Below are 16,669 nucleotides of genomic sequence, written 5' to 3' on the forward strand. Positions count from 1 at the left end.
CCGAGTTTGTGCGCGGCTTACGAAACACGAGGTCTTGGCCGAAGATGAGAGCGTTACACATGACGACGACCTGGTTCTCCAGTGGGTCGATCGTTTCGAAATGGTCAAATGTTTGGGTTGTGAAACGGTTGCTTTGCGACACGTCTCCGGTTGGGTCGATGCTCCTGATGATATGACTATCATCACTTATCCTCCTCCGATGGCTCGGCGAGTTCCTTTGTGGCTTTCTCCCGTGCGACTTCCAGTAGAGAATCACATTCCACAGCTAATTCATGACCTCATGCGAGAGACGTACACAGCGGTTCAAAATAATTCGCGTCGACTTGCTGCGATGGGAGTGCGAGCCACGTTAGAGGCCGTGATGGTCGAGAAAGTCGGCGATTTTCATAGCTTTGCGGCGAATCTCGATAAGTTCAAGGGCGCTGGATATATTTCCGAACGTCAATTGGATGTGCTTACTAGCATATTAGAGGCGGGCCATGCGGCAATCCACAGGGCATGGGAGCCCTCAGCGGAAGATATTAGCAAACTTCTTGATGTCGCAGAAAGCATTATTGCGTCGGTCTATCTCCACGAAAAGCAAGCCGAGGAGTTGATGGCAAATGTCCCTAAGAGAAGGCGTTAGATGTAAATCGGCAAAACCCCTTTAAAAATGCCTATTTCCATTAGACAAAAACGGCGCCCCGAAGGGCGCCGTTCTGCTTTCGTGAGACGAAGCTCTCAGTAGTTGTAGGCGCGCTCGCCGTGCTCGGCGATGTCGAGGCCCTCGCGCTCCTGATCCGGAGCGACGCGCAGGCCGATCACCACATCGACGATCTTGTAGAGGATCGCCGAGCCTATGCCGGAGTAGAGGATGGTCGCGCCGACGGCGGTCGCCTGCGAGATCAACTGCTGCACGAGATCGTATTTGCCGGCGAAATTCTCGCCGATGTTGGTGTAGTCGGTGATGCCGACGCCGCCGAGGTCCGGGCTCACCAGAATGCCCGTCGCCAGAGCGCCGGTGATGCCGCCGATGGCGTGCACGCCGAACACGTCGAGCGAGTCGTCATAGCCGAAGAGGTTCTTCACCTTGGAGACGAAGAACAGGCTGATCGGCGAGACGATGAAGCCGAGCGCGATGGAGCCGATCGGACCGGCGTAGCCGGAGGCCGGCGTCACCGCGACGAGGCCGGCGACGGCGCCCGAGATCAGGCCGAGCAGCGACGGCTTGCCCTTCAGCGCCCATTCCGCCAGCAGCCAGGAGAGCGCCGCCGCGGCGGTCGCCACCATGGTGTTGACGAAGGCGAGCGCCGTCGTGCCATTGGCCTCGAGGTTGGAGCCGGCGTTGAAGCCGAACCAGCCCACCCACAGCAGCGAGGCGCCGACCATGGACAGCGTCAGCGAGTGAGGCGGCAGCGCCTCCTTGCCATAGCCGATGCGCTTGCCGAGGATCAGCGCGCCGACGAAGCCGGCGATGCCCGCGTTGATGTGGACGACGGTGCCGCCGGCAAAGTCCAGCGCGCCCGTGCCATGCATCCAGGGAGCGAGGCCGCCGGCGATCCAGCCGACCGAGCCGATCAGCGTGTCGATCTCGCCCTGAGCGGCGGTCTTGGCTTCATCCGTCGTGGCGGCGGCGAGCTTGGTGGCCGCGTCGACAATGGCGTTCGGATCGGCGACGCCCCACACCCAATGCGCGACCGGGAAATAGATGATCGTCACCCACAGCAGCACGAACACGAAGGCCGCCGAGAATTTGATGCGCTCGGCGAAGGCGCCGATGATGAGCGCCGGCGTGATCATGGCGAAGGTCATCTGGAACACGAAATAGGCGTATTCCGGAATGACATGGCCGGGGGTGAAGGTCGGCGCGTTGGAGGAGGCGTCCACGCCCTTCAGGAACAGCTTGTTGAAGCCGCCGATATAGGCGTTGAGCGAGCCGCCGTCGCCGAAGGCGAGCGAATAGCCGTAGAGCGTCCAGACGACGCCGACCAGCGCGACGATCGCGAAGGTCTGCGTGAGCACGGACAGCATGTTCTTCGAGCGCACCAGGCCGCCGTAGAACAGAGCGAGGCCCGGGACGGACATCATCAGCACCAGCGCCGAGGAAATGAGCACCCAGGCCGTGTCGCCAGGATTGGGAACGGGCGCGTTGCCGGCGGCGAGCGCGGGGTCGGCGAGGCTCACGGCGATCGCCGCGCCGACGAGAGTCGAAGCCGCAGACAGGCTCCGAGGCAGACGAAGTCTCATTTGGAACTCCTGGTGATTTTTCGAGAGTGGGTCAGAGCGCGTCGGCGTCGCGCTCGCCGGTGCGGATGCGGATCGTCTGCTCGAGGGGAAGGACGAAAATCTTGCCGTCGCCGATCTGGCCAGTATGGGCGGCGGTCGTGATCGCTTCGATGGCCTTGGCGACGAGCTCGGACGTCACCGCGACCTCGATTTTCAGCTTCGGCAGGAAGCTGACGGCGTATTCCGCGCCGCGGTAGATCTCGGTATGACCCTTCTGGCGCCCGTATCCCTTGACTTCCGTCACGGTGAGACCGTGGACGCCGATGTTCGTCAGCGCGTCACGGACCTCATCGAGCTTGAAGGGCTTGATGATCGCTGTCACGATTTTCATCTGCCTATCCTGTTGTTCTAGACCTTCATGGCGTTGACTGCTCGCCTTGCGAGACGGCGCCCAATGCGGCGATGGCCATGATGAGCACCGTTGTGCTCATGCCGCGAACCTTCAAATGCCGTGCCAGCTCTCGCGCCGCCTTGCCGCGAGACACGAATTGGAAAAGAACTGCGAAACAAATCAAATCCGTGGCGAAGCGACGCAGGAGATGGGAAGCGCGCTGCGCAAAGGGTTTGCGCCCGCGGCCGTGAGGCGCGGCGAGAGGGCGGGGGAAAGCGTAGGCGCCTGCAAAAAGGCAGCAGGCGCCTATGAAACAGTCAATCCGCTGCTCGAGTTTCGGATGAGTGATCGCGGATCAGGCCTTCTTGCGCCACAGAGGCGACGAGCCGTCCGTCCGAGGAGAAAATCATTCCTCGTGTGAGCGTTCGCGCGCCGGCGGCGGTCGGGCTGTCCTGCGTGTAGAGCAGCCATTCATCGGCGCGGAACGGGCGATGGAACCATAAAGCGTGATCGAGGCTCGCGACCTGTAGCCGCTCGTCGAAGATGGAGCGGCCGTGCCGCACCAGCGCCGTGTTGAGCAGCGTCATGTCGGAAAGATAGGCGAGCAGCGCTTGATGAATGGCGATCTCGTCGCCGATGCGTTCGGCGATCTTGAACCAGATGAATTGCCGAGCATCCGCCGCAGCATTGTTCAAAAAAAAGGCGCTCGGATCGACCACGCGTATATCGACCGATGGCGATCCGGCGATGCATTCCGAGGCGGCGAGCGGCAGAAAATCGGCGAAACGCTCGGCCAGCGCGTTTTTCGTCGGCAGAGTCTCGGGCGGCGGCGCCTCGGGCGCGGAAACGGCGTGCTCGAGGCCCCGCTCCTCGATATGGAACGAGGCCTCCATAGAGAAGATCGTCCGTCCTTTCTGCTTCGCCTCGCAGCGCCGCGTCGTGAAGCTCTTGCCGTCGCGCAGCCGGGTGACGAAGAAGTCGATCGGCTGGCGCGGGTCGCCGGCGAGGATGAAATAGGCGTGCAGCGAATGGGCCGGGCGGTCGGCCGGCACGCTGCGCTGCGCAGCGACCAGAGCCTGGCCCACCACCTGCCCGCCATAGACGCGCGCGTTCCTGCACCGGCTGTAGCCTCGGTAGGCGTCCGGGCCGATCGGCTCGAGATCGAGAAGCGCGAGCAACTCGCTCGTGGGGTTGAGCGCGTCCATCGGGTCAGTCGACCGGTCTGGCCTCCTCTGGCAGCATGATGGGAATGCCGTCGCGGATCGGATAGGCGAGCCGGGCGGAGCGGGAGATCAGCTCCTGGCGCTCGGAATCATATTCGAGCGTCGATTTGGTGAGCGGGCAGACCAGAATCTCGAGCAGGCGCGGATCGACCTTCGTCGCCTCGGATGCGTCCTCGCCCTCATGCGCGGGCTTATCGGATTTGTCGCTCATCTTGACGCCTTTCTGCTCTGCAGCCATGGGGCTTCGGGAAAACGCCGCATGCGGCCTCGGCCCGGTAGAGGTAAAACTATCTCGCTATATGCCGCAGCGGCGGAAAAAGTCTCTAATGAAATTGCGGCGGATCGTCGCTGTTCTGCGCCAGATCGAGCTCGGCCAGCGCGACCAGAATCTCGGCGCGCGAGCGCAGATCGACCGCCTCCAGCAGCGCCTGCTTCTCGCTGGCGCCGAAGGGGCTCATCATGGCGAGCGCATTGACCAGCGCCTCATTGGGAGCGGCGTCTATGCTGGTCCAGTCGACGTCGAGCTGCGAGCCGTCGGCGAACTCGCGCAGCATGCGGATCATTCCGGTGCGATCGACATTGGCCTCGCCGGCGCCGGGCTCGAGATCGACGAGGAAATCGTCATAGCTGACCCGGCAGCTGCGATAGGCCAGCGTCGTCGGCAGCTCGTCCTCTATGCGGAAGCGCGCTATGCCGGTGAGCGAGATGAGATAGCGGCCGTCGCCGGTCTCGGAGAAGCGCGTGATGCGGCCGGCGCAGCCGATCTTGTGCAGCGCGGGCGTCGGCTCGTGCTCGTCCTGGCCGGGCAGCGGCTGAATCATGCCGATGACGCGCTGCGAGGCGATGGCGTCGTCGACCATGGCCAGATAGCGCGGCTCGAATATGTTGAGCGGCAGCTCGCCGCGCGGCAGCAGCAGCGCGCGCGTCAGCGGGAAAACGGGAATGACGACGGGCAGGGCGCTCGTGTCTTTATAGGGATGATTGACGCTCATGTCGGTCAGCGGCGGTCGCCGCTACTCCTCGAGAAAACGCGCTCGCATCATGAGAACAGCAGCGACGACAGGCGTCGCCTGGCGCCTATGGTCGCTTTGTCGAGCGGTCCCCAGGCGTCGAAGAACTGGATGAGCTGCTTCCTCGCCCCGTCGTCGCTCCAACTACGGTCCTTTCGGATGATGTCAAGGAGCGCGGTGGCGGCCTCGTCGCGCTTGCCTTTGGCGTTGAGCGCGAGGGCGAGATCGAAGCGCGCCTGCAGATCGTCGGGATCGAAGGCGACGCGCTTGTGCAGCTCGTCGATCTCGCCGAGATCGGAAGCGGCGAGCGCATTCTCCAGCGACGCCGCCGCAGCGGCCACCAGAGAGTCGGCGCGGATCGGGGCGGGCAGGCCGTCGAGCAGCGCTTGCGCGTCGGCGAGGCGCTCCTGCTCGACATAGAGGCGGGCGAGCTCGGCCGCCGCTTTCGTGTAAGGGGGCTGGTGCGCGACGAGCTGCAGCAAGATCGCCTCGGCGGCCTCGAGCTGGCCCTCGCCGATCAGCGCCTCGGCGGTGAGGAAGTCGTCGGTTCCCTCGTCCTCGAGCGGGCCGGCGAGGCGCTCGATGAAGCCGCGCAGCTGCTTCTCCGGCAGCGCGCCGACGAAGCCGTCGGCCGGGCGGCCGCGCTGAAAGGCGACGACCGCCGGAATGGATTTGACGCCGAGCTGTCCGGCGACCTCGGGATGCTGGTCGATGTTCATCTTGACGAGCTTCACGCGCCCGCCGGCGGCCTTTACGGCGCGCTCGAGGGCGGGGGCCAGCTGCTTGCAGGGCTCGCACCAGGGCGCCCAGAAATCGACGAGCACGGGCTGGCGCAGCGACGCCTCGAGGACGTCGGCGCGGAAGCTCTCCGTCGTCGTCTCGGTCGTTCGGGCGTCGTCTTGCGCCGTCAGTTCCGCCGCCATCGCACTTCTCCCGCACCGTCCGCCAGAGCTTCGACCGGAATGCGTCCTAGGCGTCGCAAGCTCCGTCGCGACGCCGCTCGAAAGTCAGATAGACCGGTTTGCGTCCGGCCGCCATCGCTTTCGCCTCGTATTTCGTCTGCGTCCAGCCCCGCCAGGGCGTGAGCCAGTCCGCAGAGGCCGCTGCGCGCCATGCAAAATCCACAGACTCTCGGACGCGCGCCAGCGTCCAGCCGGCATAATCGTCGATATCTGTGGCGAAACGCAATTCCCCGCCGGGTCGTAGCACATGGGCGAGCGCCTCTAATGTCTCCTTCGAGACGAAGCGGCGCTTGCGATGTCGGCGCTTGGGCCAGGGGTCGGGATAGAAGAGGTAGGTTCGGCCGAGGCTCGCCTTCGGCAGCCAGCCGATCACCTCCGCCGCATCGCCCTGGTGGAGGCGGATATTGGCGAGGCCCTGCGCGTCGATCCGCGCGAGCAGCTTGGCCATTCCGTTGACGAAGGGCTCGCAGCCGATGAAGCCGACATCGGGCCGGGCGGCCGCGGCGGCGATCAGATGCTCGCCGCCGCCGAAGCCGATCTCGAGACGCACGTCCGTCACCGCGGTCGGAAACAGGCCGGCGGCGGACGGGCAGGGTTGCGAGAGATCGAGCGTCAGCCGCGGCAGCAGCTCCTGCAGCAGCCGCGTCTGGCCGGCGCGCAAGGCCTTGCCCTTGCTGCGGCCGTAGAGGCGGCGCGCCACATGGGCCGCGCCGCCGTCGATCGCTTCCAGGTCGCCGTCTCGTTCCATGGCTCAGTCTTGGGCGTCTTTGTCGCCGAAGATCGCCTGCGTCAGGAGAACTGCGCCTTCAGCGCATCGACGAGATCGGTGCGCTCCCAGGAGAAGCCGCCTTCCTCGTCCGGCGTGCGGCCGAAATGGCCATAGGCCGAGGTGCGGGCGTAGATCGGCTTGTTGAGCTGCAGATGCTCGCGAATGCCGCGCGGCGACAGGCGGATGATCTGCGGCAGAATGGCCTCGAGCTTGTCCTCGGGAACCTGGCCGGTGCCGTGCAGATCGACATAGATCGACAGCGGCTCGGCCACGCCGATGGCGTAGGAGAGCTGCAGCGTCGCGCGATCGGCGAGGCCGGCGGCCACGATGTTCTTGGCCAGATAGCGGGCGGCGTAGGCGGCCGAGCGGTCCACCTTGGTCGGGTCCTTGCCGGAGAAGGCGCCGCCGCCATGGGGAGCCGCTCCGCCATAGGTGTCCACGATGATCTTGCGGCCAGTGAGGCCAGCGTCGCCATCCGGGCCGCCGATGTGGAACTTGCCGGTCGGATTGACGTGCCAAACCGTCTCCTTGGTGACGAAGCCCGCGGGCAGCGCCTCGAGGATATAGGGCTCGACGATGGCGCGAACGTCCTGCGGCGTCAGATTCTCGTCGGTGTGCTGATGCGAGAGCACGATCTGCGTGGCCTCGACCGGCTTGCCGTTCTCATAGCGCAGCGTGACCTGGCTCTTGGCGTCCGGGCCGAGGCCCTTCTCCTTGCCGGTATGGCGGGCATGGGCGAGCTTCTCGAGAATCTTGTGGGCGTAATAGATGGGAGCGGGCAGCAGGTCGGGCGTCTCGCGCACGGCGTAGCCGAACATGATGCCTTGATCGCCCGCGCCCTCGTCCTTATTGCCGGCGGCGTCGACGCCTTGCGCGATATCGGCCGACTGGGCGTGCAGCAGCACCTCGACATCGGCGTTCTGCCAATGGAAGCCGGCCTGCTCATAGCCGATGGACTTGATCGCCTTGCGGGCGACGTCGACGATCTGCTCCTTGGAAATGGCGGGGCCGCGCACCTCGCCGGCGATCACGACGCGATTGGTGGTGGCGAGAGTCTCCGCGGCGACGCGGATCTGATAGGGGTCGACGCCGAATTTGGCGCCCTCGCGAAAAAACAGATCGACGATCTCGTCGGAAATGCGGTCGCACACCTTATCGGGATGGCCTTCCGAAACCGACTCGCTGGTGAAAAGATAGTTCTGTCGCGTCACATCCAATCTCCGTCCAATCGCCGCTCCGCCGTTCGTCGGCGGACAGACCAGTCCATTCGCCCAAATCAGTACAGGCGTCGTTCGTTTCGTCAAGCCGCATGTGCCGAAATGTTCTTTATAGAGAACTCGTGATAGAGAGCTCGTGCGGAGATCCGCCGAGCCTCGGCCTATTTGTCGGCCGTATCGCCTACATCCGGCTCCCGCGCGCCTTCGTCCTGCTCGGCCAGCGTCGAGATGAGGTCGATGACGCGTTTGCGCACCTTGGGGTCCTTGATGCGGGCGAAGGCGCGATTGAGATGCAGGCCTTCAGCCGTCGAGAGGAAATCGACGACATATTGCGACGAGGACTCTTCCGCGAAGCCGTCGCCGGCGGGCTGGGCGTTGGGAGCGCCCTCGAAGAAGAAGGAGGGCGGCACGTTCAGCGTCTTGGAGATCTGCTGCAGCCGGCTTGCGCCGATGCGGTTCGTGCCTTTTTCGTATTTCTGCACTTGCTGGAATGTGAGGCCGAGCGCCTCGCCGAGCTTCTCCTGACTCATCTTCATAAGGATGCGTTGCATGCGCACGCGACTTCCGACATGCCTGTCGATCGGATCGGGCGCTTTTTTCACTGCGAATGCTTCCTTTTTCTCATCAGCTGCCGCCTTTTGTTCGAAGATGCTGATCTACAGTGGATTTCGCCCTTTCGATCGCTGGCGCGGACGTGCTCGCCACTGTGTCGACGAGCGTGTCATCGCGCGCCCATGCGACCGGAAGTCGAACCCGCGAGGCCGCGAAAGCGTCCGAACAGGGCGAAAATTATTGTGAAGAACCAAAGCGTTGAAGTCCAGCGAAAAGGATGGGCGGCAAAGGGCGGCGCATCGGTCGCGCGCGGCAGGCGCGCATCGATGACGCCATCGACGCCGAGCGGCAGCCGGTGGAGAACGCGGCCATAAGGGTCGACGATCGCGGAGATGCCGGTGTTGGCGACGCGCGCCAGCGGCAGCCCTTCCTCAATGCTGCGCAGACGCGCCTGGGCGAAATGCTGATAGGGTCCGCTGGTCATGCCGAACCAGCCGTCATTGGTCACATTCAGCAGCCATTGCGGCCGCTCGCCGGCGGGCTCGACCGTCTCTCCGGGGAAGATCGCCTCATAGCAGACGAGCGGCGCGGCGAGCGGCAATCCCGGCGCGGCGAGCCGTCGCGGCCCGGTTCCTTCGTCCCATGTTCCGGGAACCAGCTGCGAGACGTTGAGCGGCGCGAGCAGCTTGGAGAATGGCAGATATTCGCCGAAGGGCACGAGATGCGTCTTGTCGTAGGCGGCGACGATGCGGCCGCCCTGAACGGCGAGGATCGAATTGAAGATCTTGGTGCGCCGCTTGCCGTCCTCGCGCCGCGCATCCTCCTCCGCGCGCGCCGCGCCGGTCAGCAGCACGGCCCCGCGCATGGTCGCGGCGATGCGCGCGAGCGCCTCCGGATCGCGCGACAGGATGAAGGGGAAGGCCGATTCCGGCCAGATCAGATGCGTCGCGTCGGCGACGCCGGAGCGGCCGGGCGCGACGGCGCGATCGGAGAGCTCGAGATAGCGGCTCACGATCGCCGGGCCGTTCTCGGGCTTGAATTTCGCGTCCTGCGGGAGATTAGGCTGCATCAGCCGCAATTTGACGCCCTCGACATATTCCGTCTTGCCGGCGCCGAGCCGCAGCGCGCCATAGCCTGCCATGCCGATGGCGAGGACGAGCGCGACGATGACGGCCGGCGTCAGGCGGCGCGGGCCGTCGACGAGCGTCGCCGGCGCGGCGAACAGAATGACGGCGAGAATATCCAGCCCATGCAGGCCGACGATCGCGGCGGTCTGATCGAGAAAGGGAATGGCGGCGAGCGCCATGCCGAAATCGTTCCAGGGAAAGCCGGTGAGGATGTGGCCGCGCAGAAACTCCGAGGCCCCGAGCCCGGCCGCGAGCGCGAAAATGCGCGCCGAGCCGCCCGACCACAACGCCCGCGCGAGCGCGAAGCCCAGCGCGGGAAACAGCGCGAGGACGGCCGGCGCGCCGATGACGGCCAGCGGCAGCGCCCAGGCGAACTGGTCCGGCTCGACCAGCATGGCCGCGCCGAGCCACCACAGCCCCGCGAGAAAATAGCCGAAGCCGAGCCACCAGCCGGCGCCCGCCGCGCGGCGCATGGAGCCGGCGAGATAGGAGAGGCCGCCGGCGCCGCGCGCGGAGGCCGAGCCGTCGAGCAGCCACACCGAGACGCACATGGTCACGAGCATGGCGGGCGCGAGATCGAGGGGAGCCAGCGCCAGCGCGCCCACGGCGCCCGCGGCAAAGGCGATGGCGCGGCGCGTCCAGCCCTCGGCGAGGATGATGCGCTGCGGAAGCGTCGGCCCCTTTCGCGCGCCATCGGCGAAGGATCGGGTGAGAAATTGTTGCGCCATGTGCATCCGTTCGATTCGAATTGGCGTAACGACTTTATCCCGTCCAACGGCTACGCCCTAGAGCCGCTCGAAAACGGCTCTCGCATTTCAATGGGATCGAATTGTGATCGCTCGCGCTATTTGCGAGAATCGCTATCATTTTCGTAACTGGCCGCGCTGTGCGGCGGCGCACGCGGCGACGGCCGCGAGAGACGAATCGAGAGACGAATTCGCCCGATGACCGCCAAGCGCCTTCTCATCCTCGCCCATGCGCCTTCGCCCAATACGGAGCGTCTGCGGGAGGCCGTTCTCGCCGGGGCGCGCGAGATCGCCGGGGTCGAGATCGTGATGCGCGCGCCGCTGGAGGCGACGCCAGAGGATGCGCTCGCCGCCGATGCGCTCATTCTGGGAACGACGGAAAATCTCGGCTATATGAGCGGCGCGCTGAAGGATTTCTTCGACCGCAGCTATTATCCCTGTCTCGAGCGCATGCAGGGCCGGCCTTACGCGCTCTATGTTCGCGCCGGCAACGACGGCGCCGGCGCGCGGCGTAGCGTAGAGACGGTCGCAACCGGGCTGTGCTGGCGCGCCGTGCAGGAGCCGCTGATCTTTCGCGGGCCTTGGCGGGAGGAGTTCGTCGAGGCGTGCCGCGAGCTCGGCATGGCGATGGCCGCGGGGCTGGAGGCGGGGGTGTTTTGACGGAGGCCGCGGTCGGTCGCGCGAGGCGTCGTCGATTCCGGCGCGCCTATCTTTCTTCGCGGTTTTTCGATATGTTCGCCTATCTATTTTCGAAAGGTGCGACTTTGCGCTCGGGATTTGTCATCGGCGGCGTCATTGCGTCGGCGCTGTTCCATTGCATCGCTTTTCTCCACGGTCGATGAGGCATGGCGGAGGAAGAGCCCGGCATCGAATTTTTCGGCCACGGTCTGGGGCCGAGACGCGCGGAGAGCCCGCGCAAGCGATCGCTTCGCGTCGAACGCGAAGGCATAGCGATCTATGGCCACGGCCTCGGACCGCGCCCGGCTCCGCCGCCTCGCCTAGAGGAGCCCGTCGGCGAATCTCTGCATCTGCCGTCAGAGCAAGCGTGGCCGCTCGCTATCGCGCTGATCGCGCTCGGCGCGATCTCGATCGGAATTTTCGCGTTGGCGCAGATCGTCGATCGTCAAATATGCGCGGCCGATCCGCGGCGCGATTGCGAACGCGGCAGCGATCCGGGAGGCGCGGAAGGCGGGGGCGGCAGTTTGTCGGGCTATCACGCCTATTACGGCGGATTCGGCGAAAGCGGCGGCTTTCACGCGGGCGGCTCGTGAGACTGCGTCTCGCGGCGCTTCTATCTTTCGTTCATCCGCTTTGCTAACCTCTTCGCGATTTTTACGAAAGGACTGACCTTGCCAGCAGATCTCGCATCCGGCCTTCTGTCCTTTGCGGCTTATTTTCTCGGGGCCATCGCCTATTGCGCCGCATTCTGCGTCGTCTACACGCGCTTGACGCCGCATTGCGAGTTCGACCTGATCGTCGAGGAGCACAACGCCTCCGCCGCCATCGCCTTCGGCGGCAGCCTCATCGGCTTCGCCATCGCGCTCGCGGGCGCTGTGCATAATACGCAATCGGCGCTCGAATTCATCATTTGGGGCTTTGTCGCTTTCGCCACGCAGATCATCGCTTTTCTTCTCGCGCGGCTCGCGCATCCGGGCCTTTCGCAGGCGATCGAGCAGAACGCCGTCGCCGCGGCGGTATGGCTCGGCGCCGTTTCCATTTCTGCCGGCGTGCTCAGCGCCGCCTGCATGAGTCCGTGAGAGCCATGGCCGAGCCGCCGCGCAAGGAATTCGGCCGCCGCGGAATGGCGCCGCCCATCGTCACCCATGCGCCCAAAGGGCTTCCCGGCGGCGCTTCTGCATCTCCGTTTCGCAAGCGCACGCTCGCCATCGCCGCGATAGCGGTCGGCTCGCTATCGATCGGCGCGCTGGCGTTGATGGAGAAGCCGCGGCGCGATTGTCCCGAGGGCGCCGATCCCGAGCGGCAGGATTGCAGCCATTCCAGCAGCCAATCCAGCAGTCACGGCGGCTCGGGCGGACATTCCTATTCCAGCGGCTCGTCGTCTTCCGCCTCGCATTCTTCCTCTGGCGACAGCGCGTCCGGCCATGCGGGCGGCTCCTCTCTCGGTCATGCCGTCTCATTCGGCGGTTTCGGCGGCGCCGGCGCTGGCCATGGCGGCGGCTCGTGAGACGCGAGCTTTCGCCGCCGCGGCCGGACTTCGCCGAGGAGGCGCGCAAAATCGGCTTTCAATATGCGCAGGCCGATGGCGAGCCCTATTGGGACGAGAGCGCGCGCTATGTTTTCTCCTTGCGCGAGATCGAGGACGATCTCGAGAAAGCGACCGCCGATCTTTCCGCGCTCAGCGAGGATGTCGTCGCGCGCATCGTGAAAGACGAGCAGGCGCTCGAGCGTCTGCGCATTCCGGATCACGCATGGGGGCTCATCGCAGAGAGCTTCGCGCGGCGCGATCCTTCGCTCTATGGGCGTTTCGACTTTTCCTATTCCGGCGAAGGGCCGCCGAAGCTGCTCGAATTTAACGCCGACACGCCGACGAGCCTGTTCGAATCCTCCGTCGTGCAATGGTTCTGGCTCGAGCAGATGATCGCGCGCGGCCATTTGCCGACAGGCGCGGATCAGTTCAATTCGCTGCATGATCGCCTGATCGCGCGCTGGCGCGAGATCGCCGACGGCGGCCCTGTGCATTTCGCCTGCATGACGCAGAGCGTCGAGGATCGCGGCAATGTCGCCTATCTCGCCGATTGCGCGACGCAGGCCGGCTCCTGGACCGCGCGCATCGACATGCGCGACATCGGCCTCGCAGGCGAGAGATTCGTCGATCGCCTGGGACGGCGCGTGGAGCGAATGTTCAAGCTCTATCCCTGGGAATGGATGTTCGCCGACGCTTTCGGCAAATCGGCGGCGATGGGCGCGACGCGTTTCGTCGAGCCGCCATGGAAGGCGATCGCGTCGAGCAAGGGATTTCTCGCCTATTTGTGGGAGGCGGCGCCGGGCCATCCCAATCTTCTGCCCTGCTTCTTCGAGGATGACGCGCGCACCGCGTTTTTGACGCGATATGCGCGCAAGCCGCTCTACTCGCGCGAGGGCGCCAATGTCGCGCTCTACGACGGCGAGACTCTGCTCGCGCGCACGGATGGCGACTATGGCGGCGAAGGCTTCGTGCGTCAGCAATTATGCGTGTTGCCGAGCTTCGGCGGACGTTATCCCGTGCTCGGCTGCTGGCTCGTCGGCGGCGAGCCGGCCGGCATGGGCGTGCGCGAGGATGCGTCATTGGTGACGACGGATCGCTCGCGCTTTTTGCCGCATGCGATCATCGATTGACGCTTACCCAGTCGGGGCGTACGCTCTTCCCTGCAAAATAAAAAATAAGGGAGGACGGCCATGCCCGATGTCACCTTCTCCACCCCTCTTCTCCATAAAAATGTGACGGTCTATGCGGTCGCCGGCGACACGCACACGATACTCGCCGTCGCCGAGGCGAATAAGATTCCGATCCCGCATGATTGCAAGGACGGCGAATGCGGCTCCTGCCTCATCGAGGTGACGCCGCTCGACGATAAGACCATGGGCGCGACGCTCACCGAGAAGGAGAAAGCGCAGCTGAAATCTATGGGCAAGATCACAGCGGAGGAGATTTCCCGAGCGGTTGTCGACGACATTCCGCCCAAATATCGGCTCGCCTGCCAATATGTGGTGCGCGACCAGGACATATTGGTGAAATTCACCGGAGAGCCCGGCGGCGCCTGACTCTGAGCCTGAGCGCTTTCGATCCAGAGCCGCCGGCCGGCTCTGGATCAGACGGGCCGACAGCCCCCTCGAGCAGGCGCCGCGCTATATCGATCCTCGGCGATTTTCCCGCCGCGTCCACCCCATGGCCGCGCCGAAGCCGGCTTCGGCGTAGGCGACGCCGGGGGAACTGGCCTTGCGTGCGCGCGCATGCTAACAGCGGCCTCCGCGCCCGGAACCTCCGGCGCCCACGCGACAGGAGCGGTCATGTCCGACATTTTCCACGAGGTCGACGAAGACGTCCGCCGGGACAAGGCGGCCAACCTCTGGAAGCGCTATCAGACGCCGGTGTTCGTCGGCGCGTTTCTGGTCGTCGTCGCGACGGGCGTCTACAGCTTCTACGAGAGCAATCGCTTGAAGACGGCCGAGGCCGCCAATCTCCGCTTCGACGCGGCCGCCGCTCTGGCGACCGACGGCAAGGACGCCGAGGCGGTCGCCGCCTTCGAGGCGCTGGCCAAGGATTCGCCGCGGGGCTACGCCACTCTGGCGCGCATGCGCGCCGCCGAGGGGCTGGCCAAGACCGACAAGGCCAAGGCCGTCGCCGCCTTCGCCGCCATCGCCGAGGACAAGGGCGTCGACAAGCTGACCCAGCAGGTCGCCAAGCTGCGCGCCGGCGTGCTGCTGCTCGAGCAGGGCGACCGCCAGAAGATGGCGGATCTGCTCGGCGAGCTCGTCACCGCCAATGGCCCGTTCCGCTACACGGCGCAGGAGCTCATCGGGCTCGACGCGCTGCAGGACAGCGATTTCGACGAGGCCGAGCGCGCCTTCAAGGTGATCCTCAATGATCAGGAGGCGCCGCACGCCATGCGCCAGCGCGCCGGCGCCTATAAGGCGCTGCTGGACGCCGCGCGCGGCTCCGCGCCGCCGGCCGCCAAAGAGCCGGCCGCTTCCGCACCCGCTCCCGCCAAGTAAGCGCGAGCTTCACAGGCGACGTCGCCGCGACGTTGGACCAAAGGGCCACAATGTCCTTCACGCTCGCCATCATCGGCCGGCCGAATGTCGGCAAGTCGACTCTGTTCAACCGGCTCGTCGGCAAGAAGCTCGCGCTCGTCGACGACCGGCCCGGCGTGACGCGCGACCGCCGCGAGGGCGAGGCGCGCCTCGCCGATCTGCGCTTCACCATCATCGACACGGCCGGGCTCGAGGAAGGCGCCTCCGCCACGCTGGAAGGGCGCATGCGCGCGCAGACCGAGGCGGCGATCGAGACCGCCGACGCCATTCTCTTCATGATCGACGCGCGCGTCGGCGTGACGCCGGACGATAAATATTTCGCCGATCTGGTGCGCCGCGCCGGCAAGCCCGTCATCCTCGCCGCCAATAAATCGGAAGGGCGCAAGGGCGAGGCCGGCCTGGTCGAGGCCTATGAGCTCGGCCTCGGCGATCCGGTGCCGCTCTCCGCCGAGCATGGCGAGGGTCTCGGCGAATTCTACGACGCGCTGCGCGAGGCGCTGCCGGAGGCGACCGCGGATTGGGAAGAGGATGAGGAGACGACGACCGACATCGCCGTCTCGGCCGATGAGGACGGCAGCGAGGTCGATCCCACCAAGCCACTGCGCATCGCCGTGGTCGGGCGGCCCAACGCCGGCAAATCGACGCTGATCAATCGGCTGCTCGGCGAGGACCGCCTGCTCACCGGGCCGGAGGCGGGCATCACCCGCGACAGCATTTCCGTGCCTTTCCGCTGGCGCGACCGCGATATGAAGCTTTTCGACACCGCCGGCCTGCGCAAGCGCGCCAAGGTCGTCGATAAGCTGGAGAAGCTCGCCGGCGCCGATGCGCTGCGCGCCGTGCGCTTCTCGGAGGTGGTCGTGCTGCTGCTCGACTCGGCCATTCCGTTCGAGAAGCAGGATTTGACCATCGCCGATCTCGCCGCGCGCGAGGGCAGGGCGGTGGTCATTGCGCTCGGCAAATGGGATGCGGTGGACGATCCGGGAACGCGCCTCGGCAAGCTGCGCGAGGAGGCCGAGCGCCTGCTGCCGCAGATCAAAGGCGCGCCGGTCGTGGCCGTCTCGGGCGTGACCGGCTATGGGCTCGATAAGCTCATGCGCGCCATTCTCGATGTGCATGAAGTCTGGAACCGCCGCATTTCGACGGCGCGGCTCAATCGCTGGCTCGAGAGCGCGATCGACGAGACGCCGCCGCCGGCGGTCTCCGGCCGGCGCATCAAGATCCGCTATATGACGCAGGCCAAGGCGCGGCCGCCGCATTTCATCCTGTTCGGCAATCAGCTCGACGAGCTGCCGACGAGCTATCAGCGCTTTCTCACCAATGGATTGCGCCGCGCCTTCGATCTGCCCGGCACGCCGATCCGCATTTCCGCGCGCTCGGGCGAGAATCCGTTCGACAAGGGGAGGAAGTAGGCCGACGGCTTCATTCGCCGCGCTTCTTTGTCGCGAGAGGAGACTTCGCCGGCGCCTCGACGATCAGCTCGGTCGCCTGATCTCTCCTGAATTGCTCGGGGCGCGTGATGGGGGTCAGCACAGGCCAAAAATCATAGGCGCCCGGCTTCGTCGGATCGGCGGAGCCCCGGTCGCCACGCTCCGAGCGGCCGACTGGCGGCAGGGTGAGCAGCGCGCCGAAAAGGGCGAGCGTCAAATCGAGCTCGCTCAGCAGAATGGCGGAAATGATGCGGGCGTGTCTTCGGAAGAATTGCATGTTCGGTTCGC

Annotated in this window: 20 protein-coding genes; 9 read left to right on the top strand and 11 right to left on the bottom strand. The window is 65.4% G+C overall.

Annotation, left to right across the window (positions count from 1 at the left end; genetic code table 11):
* Positions 1-34: 34 nt before the first annotated feature.
* Positions 35-625, top strand: coding sequence for a DUF4145 domain-containing protein (locus tag K369_RS25500; protein WP_198033083.1), 591 nt, complete (start codon positions 35-37; stop codon positions 623-625).
* A 95-nt stretch (positions 626-720) separates the two neighbouring features.
* Here K369_RS25500 and K369_RS08305 read toward each other — a convergent pair whose 3' ends face one another.
* From K369_RS08305 to lnt, 10 genes are all read right to left on the bottom strand, one after another.
* On the bottom strand, positions 721-2,226 hold the full coding sequence (locus tag K369_RS08305; RefSeq protein WP_036289808.1) for an ammonium transporter: 1,506 nt from the start codon (positions 2,224-2,226) through the stop codon (positions 721-723).
* 31 nt (positions 2,227-2,257) lie between these two features.
* Positions 2,258-2,596, bottom strand: coding sequence for a P-II family nitrogen regulator (locus K369_RS08310; RefSeq protein WP_003610684.1), 339 nt, complete (start codon positions 2,594-2,596; stop codon positions 2,258-2,260).
* 317 nt (positions 2,597-2,913) lie between these two features.
* Complete coding sequence (locus tag K369_RS08315; RefSeq protein WP_036289809.1) at positions 2,914-3,801, bottom strand: acyl-CoA thioesterase II; 888 nt, start codon at positions 3,799-3,801, stop codon at positions 2,914-2,916.
* 4 nt (positions 3,802-3,805) lie between these two features.
* A complete protein-coding gene (locus K369_RS08320) occupies positions 3,806-4,030 on the bottom strand; it encodes a Trm112 family protein (protein WP_018264933.1) in 225 nt (74 codons plus the stop codon).
* Between the two features lie 112 nt (positions 4,031-4,142).
* The gene (locus K369_RS08325) at positions 4,143-4,811 is read right to left on the bottom strand and encodes an LON peptidase substrate-binding domain-containing protein (RefSeq protein WP_036289810.1); all 669 of its coding nucleotides are present in this window, start codon (positions 4,809-4,811) and stop codon (positions 4,143-4,145) included.
* Between the two features lie 47 nt (positions 4,812-4,858).
* Complete coding sequence (locus tag K369_RS08330) at positions 4,859-5,752, bottom strand: co-chaperone YbbN (RefSeq protein ID WP_036289811.1); 894 nt, start codon at positions 5,750-5,752, stop codon at positions 4,859-4,861.
* 46 nt (positions 5,753-5,798) lie between these two features.
* A complete protein-coding gene (gene trmB / locus K369_RS08335) occupies positions 5,799-6,539 on the bottom strand; it encodes a tRNA (guanosine(46)-N7)-methyltransferase TrmB (RefSeq protein WP_198033084.1) in 741 nt (246 codons plus the stop codon).
* A 41-nt stretch (positions 6,540-6,580) separates the two neighbouring features.
* On the bottom strand, positions 6,581-7,771 hold the full coding sequence (metK, locus tag K369_RS08340; protein ID WP_036290414.1) for a methionine adenosyltransferase: 1,191 nt from the start codon (positions 7,769-7,771) through the stop codon (positions 6,581-6,583).
* A gap of 167 nt (positions 7,772-7,938) precedes the next feature.
* On the bottom strand, positions 7,939-8,379 hold the full coding sequence (locus K369_RS08345) for a helix-turn-helix domain-containing protein (RefSeq protein WP_036289813.1): 441 nt from the start codon (positions 8,377-8,379) through the stop codon (positions 7,939-7,941).
* A 119-nt stretch (positions 8,380-8,498) separates the two neighbouring features.
* Positions 8,499-10,184: an apolipoprotein N-acyltransferase gene (lnt, locus tag K369_RS08350; protein WP_036289814.1), complete on the bottom strand. Its 1,686-nt coding sequence runs from the start codon at positions 10,182-10,184 to the stop codon at positions 8,499-8,501.
* A gap of 216 nt (positions 10,185-10,400) precedes the next feature.
* Between lnt and K369_RS08355 the strand changes: the two genes are divergently transcribed.
* The 8 genes from K369_RS08355 (at position 10,401) to der (ending at position 16,363) form a co-directional block, all read left to right on the top strand.
* A complete protein-coding gene (locus tag K369_RS08355; RefSeq protein WP_036289815.1) occupies positions 10,401-10,862 on the top strand; it encodes a flavodoxin family protein in 462 nt (153 codons plus the stop codon).
* A 185-nt stretch (positions 10,863-11,047) separates the two neighbouring features.
* Positions 11,048-11,473: a hypothetical protein gene (locus tag K369_RS08365; protein WP_036289818.1), complete on the top strand. Its 426-nt coding sequence runs from the start codon at positions 11,048-11,050 to the stop codon at positions 11,471-11,473.
* Between the two features lie 78 nt (positions 11,474-11,551).
* Positions 11,552-11,959 carry a DUF350 domain-containing protein gene (locus K369_RS08370; RefSeq protein WP_051949151.1) on the top strand — a complete coding sequence of 136 codons (408 nt, stop codon included), beginning with the start codon at positions 11,552-11,554 and terminating at the stop codon, positions 11,957-11,959.
* 5 nt (positions 11,960-11,964) lie between these two features.
* Positions 11,965-12,387 carry a hypothetical protein gene (locus K369_RS08375; RefSeq protein ID WP_051949152.1) on the top strand — a complete coding sequence of 141 codons (423 nt, stop codon included), beginning with the start codon at positions 11,965-11,967 and terminating at the stop codon, positions 12,385-12,387.
* Positions 12,384-13,538, top strand: a complete 1,155-nt coding sequence (locus tag K369_RS08380; RefSeq protein WP_036289823.1) for a glutathionylspermidine synthase family protein — start codon at positions 12,384-12,386, stop codon at positions 13,536-13,538. The genes K369_RS08375 and K369_RS08380 overlap by 4 nt, the downstream gene beginning before the upstream one ends.
* Before the next feature lie 60 nt (positions 13,539-13,598).
* Positions 13,599-13,964 carry a 2Fe-2S iron-sulfur cluster-binding protein gene (locus K369_RS08385; protein WP_024879375.1) on the top strand — a complete coding sequence of 122 codons (366 nt, stop codon included), beginning with the start codon at positions 13,599-13,601 and terminating at the stop codon, positions 13,962-13,964.
* 246 nt (positions 13,965-14,210) lie between these two features.
* Entirely contained in the window at positions 14,211-14,915 is a 705-nt protein-coding gene (locus tag K369_RS08390) for a tetratricopeptide repeat protein (RefSeq protein ID WP_036289827.1), read from the top strand.
* Positions 14,916-14,965: 50 nt separating this feature from the next.
* Positions 14,966-16,363 (top strand): ribosome biogenesis GTPase Der, encoded by a 1,398-nt coding sequence (gene der, locus K369_RS08395; protein WP_036289829.1) that lies wholly within the window; start codon positions 14,966-14,968, stop codon positions 16,361-16,363.
* A gap of 10 nt (positions 16,364-16,373) precedes the next feature.
* Here der and K369_RS08400 read toward each other — a convergent pair whose 3' ends face one another.
* Entirely contained in the window at positions 16,374-16,658 is a 285-nt protein-coding gene (locus tag K369_RS08400; RefSeq protein ID WP_036289831.1) for a hypothetical protein, read from the bottom strand.
* Positions 16,659-16,669: the final 11 nt, after the last annotated feature.

This window comes from Methylosinus sp. PW1, from assembly GCF_000745215.1.
In the GTDB taxonomy this organism is placed as follows: Bacteria; Pseudomonadota; Alphaproteobacteria; order Rhizobiales; family Beijerinckiaceae; genus Methylosinus.